The 6022-nt window shown below is 43.9% G+C and carries 14 protein-coding genes and 1 pseudogene; 1 reads left to right on the forward strand and 14 read right to left on the reverse strand.

Annotated elements, in window-relative coordinates; translation table 11 throughout:
• Positions 1 to 140 precede the first annotated feature (140 nt).
• The 3 genes from HUK38_RS14140 to HUK38_RS14150 all read right to left on the reverse strand — a co-directional run bounded on the left by HUK38_RS14140 (position 141) and on the right by HUK38_RS14150 (position 1122).
• Positions 141 to 389, reverse strand: coding sequence for a DUF2442 domain-containing protein (locus tag HUK38_RS14140; RefSeq protein WP_182584973.1), 249 nt, complete (start codon positions 387 to 389; stop codon positions 141 to 143).
• The gene (locus HUK38_RS14145; protein ID WP_182584974.1) at positions 355 to 615 is read right to left on the reverse strand and encodes a DUF4160 domain-containing protein; all 261 of its coding nucleotides are present in this window, start codon (positions 613 to 615) and stop codon (positions 355 to 357) included. The genes HUK38_RS14140 and HUK38_RS14145 overlap by 35 nt, the downstream gene beginning before the upstream one ends.
• Positions 616 to 897: 282 nt before the next feature.
• Positions 898 to 1122: an antitoxin HicB gene (locus tag HUK38_RS14150; protein WP_182584975.1), complete on the reverse strand. Its 225-nt coding sequence runs from the start codon at positions 1120 to 1122 to the stop codon at positions 898 to 900.
• A 287-nt stretch (positions 1123 to 1409) separates the two neighbouring features.
• On the opposite strand from HUK38_RS14150, the pseudogene HUK38_RS14160 reads away from it, so the two are divergent.
• Positions 1410 to 1823 (forward strand): annotated as a pseudogene (locus HUK38_RS14160) (transposase family protein); the annotation flags it as partial.
• On the opposite strand, the gene HUK38_RS14165 reads toward HUK38_RS14160, so the two are convergent.
• From HUK38_RS14165 to HUK38_RS14210, 11 genes are all read right to left on the reverse strand, one after another.
• Entirely contained in the window at positions 1820 to 2014 is a 195-nt protein-coding gene (locus HUK38_RS14165; RefSeq protein WP_182584977.1) for a hypothetical protein, read from the reverse strand. The pseudogene HUK38_RS14160 and the gene HUK38_RS14165 sit on opposite strands and share 4 nt — an antisense overlap.
• 120 nt (positions 2015 to 2134) lie before the next feature.
• Positions 2135 to 2350, reverse strand: a complete 216-nt coding sequence (locus tag HUK38_RS14170; RefSeq protein ID WP_182584978.1) for a DUF2283 domain-containing protein — start codon at positions 2348 to 2350, stop codon at positions 2135 to 2137.
• Entirely contained in the window at positions 2347 to 2607 is a 261-nt protein-coding gene (locus HUK38_RS14175; protein ID WP_202985573.1) for a hypothetical protein, read from the reverse strand. Before HUK38_RS14175 ends, HUK38_RS14170 begins: the two co-directional genes overlap by 4 nt.
• A 37-nt stretch (positions 2608 to 2644) precedes the next feature.
• Positions 2645 to 3130 (reverse strand): zinc ribbon domain-containing protein, encoded by a 486-nt coding sequence (locus HUK38_RS14950; RefSeq protein ID WP_202985570.1) that lies wholly within the window; start codon positions 3128 to 3130, stop codon positions 2645 to 2647.
• A gap of 17 nt (positions 3131 to 3147) precedes the next feature.
• Positions 3148 to 3525, reverse strand: a complete 378-nt coding sequence (locus tag HUK38_RS14955; RefSeq protein WP_202985571.1) for a hypothetical protein — start codon at positions 3523 to 3525, stop codon at positions 3148 to 3150.
• 7 nt (positions 3526 to 3532) lie between these two features.
• Positions 3533 to 4123, reverse strand: a complete 591-nt coding sequence (locus HUK38_RS14185) for an IS607 family transposase (protein WP_182584979.1) — start codon at positions 4121 to 4123, stop codon at positions 3533 to 3535.
• Positions 4124 to 4267: 144 nt separating this feature from the next.
• Positions 4268 to 4468, reverse strand: a complete 201-nt coding sequence (locus tag HUK38_RS14190; RefSeq protein WP_476718484.1) for a DUF2283 domain-containing protein — start codon at positions 4466 to 4468, stop codon at positions 4268 to 4270.
• Positions 4465 to 4698 carry a hypothetical protein gene (locus HUK38_RS14195; RefSeq protein ID WP_182584981.1) on the reverse strand — a complete coding sequence of 78 codons (234 nt, stop codon included), beginning with the start codon at positions 4696 to 4698 and terminating at the stop codon, positions 4465 to 4467. The genes HUK38_RS14190 and HUK38_RS14195 overlap by 4 nt, the downstream gene beginning before the upstream one ends.
• Positions 4699 to 4880: 182 nt before the next feature.
• Positions 4881 to 5066: a DUF2283 domain-containing protein gene (locus HUK38_RS14200; RefSeq protein WP_182584982.1), complete on the reverse strand. Its 186-nt coding sequence runs from the start codon at positions 5064 to 5066 to the stop codon at positions 4881 to 4883.
• A complete protein-coding gene (locus HUK38_RS14205) occupies positions 5063 to 5314 on the reverse strand; it encodes a DUF4258 domain-containing protein (RefSeq protein ID WP_182584983.1) in 252 nt (83 codons plus the stop codon). Before HUK38_RS14205 ends, HUK38_RS14200 begins: the two co-directional genes overlap by 4 nt.
• Before the next feature lie 271 nt (positions 5315 to 5585).
• Positions 5586 to 5897 carry an endonuclease domain-containing protein gene (locus HUK38_RS14210; RefSeq protein ID WP_202985572.1) on the reverse strand — a complete coding sequence of 104 codons (312 nt, stop codon included), beginning with the start codon at positions 5895 to 5897 and terminating at the stop codon, positions 5586 to 5588.
• Positions 5898 to 6022 lie beyond the last annotated feature (125 nt).

The raw sequence follows: 6022 nt of genomic DNA on the forward strand, positions 1-6022 counted from the left end.
GTTCCGTTACGGCACTTGCTGTGACTTAAGTATAAACCAATCACGCACAAAAAAACCCGCCGCCCGATTTTTCAATCAAGCGGCGGGCATTTTCATTCAATCATCAGGTCACGCCTCGCAGCGCAACCCAACCGACGCGGCTAGGCAGCAATGCGATTGTCATGCGTCATATCGCCCAAGCCATCTAATAAACCAGCGATCGAAATATCTTCATCTAATGCGTCCCAGTGAATCCCGCGTGGACTCAACTCAAACGTGTTGCGCTGTTCATGCGTTGCCGATAGCAAGCGCGGAAACCACACCAACGGCACACCTAAAGTGCGTCCGTCCCGCAATTCAACCCACAGCGTGTTGTCATCCACTCGGGCGGATTGAGGTGAAATATTCATACCAGTCTCTCCGTAATTGCGTTTGATGAATGTCAACGAGTGCTGCAATTTTACGCAAGGTTGGCGCATTAAAGCCATCATTTCTCACCAGTTGCACCTGTGGTTCTAACCAGAATTTTGCTTCAGCGCCGGTGCGCCTGACATGAATATGGGCTGGTTCACGCGGATCACCTTCATTGGCATAAAAGAAGAATTTGAATCCTTCCAAACGTAAAACAACTGGCATGGTTCCTCCCCAACAAAAAACCCGCCGCCCGATTTTTCAATCAAGCGGCGGGCATTTTCTATTTGATTAAATCCCCCCACTCGCTACGCGAGTGACCCCCTTTGTTAAAGGGGGTTTGATTTCCCCCTTTGCAAAAGGGGGTTTTGATTTCCCCCCCCTTTGCAAAAGGGGGGGAGGGGGGATTTCTTCGGAGAGGGGGGATTTCTTCGGGGGAAATGTCAGGTTGTGTGCCGTTGGGTTTGGTCATTATTCACCAATCCCGCGCATGGCACACAACCCAACCTACGCGGCTTTGCAGTAGTGTTTTTTATCTACCGGTTCTGGAATAGATTCGGCATTGATTTCAAGGTCGGCAATAACATCAGCTATGACTTGTCGTATTCCTAATAGCGCTTCTTCTGGCGTTGACGCCAGCCAACTTAATGCTGGAAACTCAACACATCGCCCTAAATAAGCATCATCTTCAGGCGACCAAGTAATTTGATAAATATAGCAATTAACGTTCATGTGTTTGCTGCTCCAGTTTATCGATTGCTCGCAACACCTGCCGTACTTGATAAGGCTTTGCTTTACCATCAAAATTTTGAATATTAGAGTTGTTCTAACGTAAAGAATGAATGATAGTGCAATAAAATTTCTCCAAATACCACGAGAAAAATAAATGAAAATTACAACATCAGACCTAAAGCAAGATCGGCAAAAGACTTAATTTTTGATGCTACTGAACAGCGCATACAACGCCCCAGCGATGACCAACAGCAAAAAGAAACCTACTCGGGTAAAAAAAAGCTCATACGTTAAAAACCATGCTGATTTCGACTAAAAATAGATTTATTAAATATTTAAGTCGTCCTTATGGCGGTAGAAGACACGACTTTCATCTATTAAAACAAGAATTTCCACCAGAGCTACCCTGGTTTGAAAATTGTACAATTAGAGTTGATTCAGGATACATCGGAATTGTTAATAATTATCGGTGTAAAAGCATTTCAATTCCACACAAAAAATCTAAAAACAAACCATTAACAAGTGAACCAAAAACTACCAATAAACAGCTTGCTTCAGAGCGTATTTTTGTTGAGCATAGTATTGCTGGATTAAAGCGATTTCGTATTCTTTCAGATCGGCTCCGTATTCATAACTTTGATTTGTATGACAAAATTCTCGGTGTTTGTGCTGAATTGTGGAATTTCAACCTAGCTAACTAGCTGATTTTGCTAGTTAAAACAACTCTATTCACTCGTGGATCATTTGACCAAGGTGTTTTGAAAATCAAATGACTGCTGCCAGTGTGACGCGGCTCACCAAAAAACCATTCGCACACTTTTTTAAGGTCAGCGAAGCGCACATTTGCCGGCTCACGGCGCAATTGTTCAAGAATTTTTTCAATTGAGGACATCAATGAAGCATATTACAACAAAAACCCGCCGCCCGATTCAACATCAAGCGGCGGGCATTTTCATTCAGTCAGGTTGAAGCGGTGGGTGAGAAGTTGGGTTGCCAACAGCGGCAACCCAACCTACGCCGCTTTTAACTGTCCAAATGGACTGTGATTCACCATTAAACAACTTAAATCAGCTTTTTGACTCGCGTGTTGCACATCAATGCCAACTAAATTGCCATCTGCATCAAAATCAAGCACCACGCCATCCGTCACTTCATCAGAATCAACTGCGGTTCGTTCACACAGATGAATATAAAGAGAATCGGTGTGTGGATCATAAGCAAGTCTCATGGCTTAAATCTCCTATCAGGAAAAGCATTATGCAACGTCACACCATCCGCAAGTGTGACCACGCGCAAATAACGTCGTAATTCAGGGACAAACCACCAGTAGCGAATACGCCCATCGTCTGCTTGTATTTCACGTCGTATCGACATTTGAATTGCGGCGAGACACCAATGCAATTGAATATAAGGACGTTTAATTAAAACATCGTTGCGAAAGTAGTCAGTCATTTGACAGTCGTTAACATCATATTCATCGTGCATTAAATACTTCTTCCGATACTTTTTTCTTAAACATCGCTCAACAATGCTGAAAGACGTTTAACTGCCAATCCGCAGATTGGGGTGTATCTACCAAAGCGCGCAATAAGATATTACGCGCACCAACTAAATCACGATTAACCCATGCACCGGATAAGAGTCGAATTAACTTTGCGCCACCGATGTTTTTAACTTCACCCGTTTCTGGATGCGTTTTACTAGTATAGGCTTCATTAACATCCACAACCCGCTTACCGTATTCAAACGCTTTATGTTTAATGAACTGCTTAAAACGATAATGCGCGAACGTCAGCATTGAACGCACCGTTTTTGATCTAATTTTACGCCCCGCTTTACTCACCATTGCTTGCGTTTCAAACGTTGGCAATAAAATCAATTCAAAGTTTTTCACTAAAAAAAGCGCAGTTTTGTGGTGCAACTCATCAATGAGATGTTTGATTTTTTCCCGCATTCGTGCCGCCGCAATCCGCATTTTATGTTGACGTTGCTTAGATGCTTTAGTCATTCTGGAAATCAAGTCATCTAAATGATACGCCAACCGCTGAATACGCGAAAAATCACCTGATCCAATAAAACCACAAGTGTCATCTGAATAGAAAGCGACAAACCTTTACCAGAAATCTTAGGATAAATCCCCGACATTTTAATTGCTGTTTTGGGAATAAAGCACGACTGTTGCGGTGATTTCCGACTGCGAAATTGTGGTTTACCTTTTGCCTTAAAAAACGCCGCCGTTGCATCTTTTATTGCAATTGCTTTAATTTGAAACGGACACTCTTTTGTCCAATGTGGTAATAATTGTGTTGCGTATTTTTTAATCTCCATCCAATTGGGCGTCCAGTTTTGACACGAGCGAATAAAATCAATCGTCCAATTGAACACATAACGGGAAACAGTCATCCAATACTTAAATATCTTTTTTTGACTGCGTGTCGGTGAGAGCTTGATTAACTTGCTTTTTGTAATTGCTAAGTCCGTGCATTCGATACGAGAAGACGTGAAGGATATTGAGCAAGTCTTTTGTGAGTTCATGCTCTGGCGAGTGAGAAGTTTGATCGAGAACCACGAGTTCTCCACCATTGTGTTCAATAACTTGTTGAATGAGTTCGTATCCGAATCTTGCCAATCGGTCACGGTGGGCAACCACAAGCTGGATGCAATCGCCGCGCATTGCGCGTTCCAAAATGGTTTTAAGTCCTTTGCGTTTGAAGTTGAGTCCACTACCGATGTCTTTAATGATTTCTGCTTGCGGATATTGATTGCGCATGAATTGAACTTGGCGGTCGAGATCATGGCGCTGTTTGAATGAAGAGACGCGGCAATAGCTAATGACAATGCGCTGAGTTTGTATTCGCAAATAGGCGTCAACGTCGTAGCGCCGCTGGCCGCTACTGGTGCGAATGTGCGGGATTTTGCCGGCATTTGCCCATCTTCTAAGCGTTTCTGGGTGACATCCGAGGCGTTTTGCCGCTTCTCTCGTGGTAACGTAGGTTGACATCGCATGTTACGAACATTCCGCGCTAATGTTGAGCAAAGTATAGATTAGATACTGTGATGTAACCCCCCTTTAGCAAAAGGGGGGTAGGGGGGATTTAACGGGTCACGCCTCGCTGCTGCCACCCAACCTATGCTGCTTTTGCTGTTATGCGGCAATTTGTTCAAACGAAAAGCTCGGGTAATCTGTCCGTTCTTGTGCATGTTCAATCGTAATACCACAAATGGTGCCGGCATCATCCAGATCAATTAACGTGTTCTCGTCTAAATCTCGCGTTTCAATAATGTTCGCGCTGCGTAATTCAATATAGAGTGTGTCCGTATCCTGAAAGTATTTTATTTTCATCATGCAAACCCTCGATCAAAAAAAGCATTGTGAACAGTCTCACCATCAGGCAGTAGCACAACCCGAAGATATTTACCATTGGCTTCTGAAATTGATGCCCAACGCCGAATTCTGCCATCTTGTTGAATCAACTCTTGCGCTGGATGTTGAATAACAAACTCAATCCAAGCAGTCTCAATGCAAGCGCGATCTGCGCGCTGACAAGTTGATAAAAAGTATTGTGTACATTTCATTTAATCATCCAAGTTCATTAAAAAACCCGCCGCCCGATTTTTCAATCAAGCGGCGGGCTTATTTTGATTAAATCCCCCCACTCGCTACGCTCGTGACCCCCTTTGTTAAAGGGGGTTTTGATTTCCCCCCTTTGCAAAAGGGGGGTAGGGGGGATTTAACGGGTCACGCCTCGCGGCGCAACCTACGCGGCTGCCGGTAGCGGTTTCATACGGCGCTGGTTGACTCGCAACACTTCGACCGCCACAACTTGACCATTATCATCAAAATCTAAAATGATGCCCGGCTGGACTTCTTCTGATTCAATGATTTTGGCGTCGCTGAGGCGAACATACAGCGCATCTGTTTCAGGATCGTAGTCGAAAGTCATCGTTTGCCCTTGATTGAACGATCAAAATAGACAGTGACAATATGCGGCGGCGTGGTGGTGTGGTTGTAGATCACGCGCAAAAAACGATTGCCGAATTCGGGAATACGTCGCCACACATGCACAAGTGTTGGGTCGTCTTGGTCGGATTGAGAAATGTCTGGTGCGTGTAGTGTTGCACTTAACCACGCTAAATTGATCTCTCGTTCTCGTACCATCTTTTCAGCATGTTGACTCAGCGTAAAGTTCATTAAATATCAAATCACGATGATGTGAATGTTAAGCATACCACAACACAAACAAAAAACCCGTCGCCCGATTTTTCAATCAAGCGGCGGGCATTTTCTATTTGATTAAATCTCCCCACTCGCTACGCTCGTGACTCCCTTTGTTAAAGGGGATTTTATTTCCCCCCTTTGCAAAAGGGGGTTTTTATTTCCCCCCTTTGCAAAAGGGGGTTTTTATTTCCCCCCTTTGCAAAAGGGGGGTAGGGGGGATTTATGAGATAAGGCGGTTGGGATGTTATGAAATAAGACGCACCCGCACAGCCTCCGCAATAACCTGTACCACCGCATCTAATTCCTGCATGACCTGTCGATTATCAAAGCGCAAAACCAGCAATCCCATTGCTTCTAAAATCCGCGTTCGCTCGACATCATAAACCAGCGCATTGGGTGCGTAGTGTTGTGAACCATCAAGTTCAATCACTAATTGCGCCGCAGCACAGTAAAAATCAACAATGAAATTGGCTAATGTTTTTTGCCGGTAAAAAGGCGCATTTAATATCTGTTTCCGCCGTAACCGTTCCCATAATAGAGTTGTTTTAACTAGCAAAATCAGCTAGTTAGCTAGGTTGAAATTCTACAATCCAGCACAAACACCGAGAATTTTGTCATATAAATCAAAGTTATGAATACGGAGCCGATCTGAAAGAATACGAAATCGCTTTAATCCAGCAA

Origin of the sequence: Thiospirillum jenense (genome assembly GCF_014145225.1) — a bacterium.
GTDB classification, from domain to species: Bacteria; Pseudomonadota; Gammaproteobacteria; order Chromatiales; family Chromatiaceae; genus Thiospirillum; species Thiospirillum jenense.

What these genes read in the sequence shown, in the direction of transcription:
- HUK38_RS14175 (WP_202985573.1), bottom strand. Translation starts at nt 2,607, where the DNA reads ATGCACGATGAATATGATGTTAACGACTGTCAAATGACTGACTACTTT.
- HUK38_RS14140 (WP_182584973.1), bottom strand. Translation starts at nt 389, where the DNA reads ATGAATATTTCACCTCAATCCGCCCGAGTGGATGACAACACGCTGTGG.
- HUK38_RS14145 (WP_182584974.1), bottom strand. Translation starts at nt 615, where the DNA reads ATGCCAGTTGTTTTACGTTTGGAAGGATTCAAATTCTTCTTTTATGCC.
- HUK38_RS14195 (WP_182584981.1), bottom strand. Translation starts at nt 4,698, where the DNA reads ATGAAATGTACACAATACTTTTTATCAACTTGTCAGCGCGCAGATCGC.
- HUK38_RS14150 (WP_182584975.1), bottom strand. Translation starts at nt 1,122, where the DNA reads ATGAACGTTAATTGCTATATTTATCAAATTACTTGGTCGCCTGAAGAT.
- HUK38_RS14950 (WP_202985570.1), bottom strand. Translation starts at nt 3,130, where the DNA reads ATGACTAAAGCATCTAAGCAACGTCAACATAAAATGCGGATTGCGGCG.
- HUK38_RS14165 (WP_182584977.1), bottom strand. Translation starts at nt 2,014, where the DNA reads ATGTCCTCAATTGAAAAAATTCTTGAACAATTGCGCCGTGAGCCGGCA.
- HUK38_RS14955 (WP_202985571.1), bottom strand. Translation starts at nt 3,525, where the DNA reads ATGACTGTTTCCCGTTATGTGTTCAATTGGACGATTGATTTTATTCGC.
- HUK38_RS14185 (WP_182584979.1), bottom strand. Translation starts at nt 4,123, where the DNA reads ATGTCAACCTACGTTACCACGAGAGAAGCGGCAAAACGCCTCGGATGT.
- HUK38_RS14170 (WP_182584978.1), bottom strand. Translation starts at nt 2,350, where the DNA reads ATGAGACTTGCTTATGATCCACACACCGATTCTCTTTATATTCATCTG.
- HUK38_RS14205 (WP_182584983.1), bottom strand. Translation starts at nt 5,314, where the DNA reads ATGAACTTTACGCTGAGTCAACATGCTGAAAAGATGGTACGAGAACGA.
- HUK38_RS14200 (WP_182584982.1), bottom strand. Translation starts at nt 5,066, where the DNA reads ATGACTTTCGACTACGATCCTGAAACAGATGCGCTGTATGTTCGCCTC.
- HUK38_RS14190 (WP_476718484.1), bottom strand. Translation starts at nt 4,468, where the DNA reads ATGATGAAAATAAAATACTTTCAGGATACGGACACACTCTATATTGAA.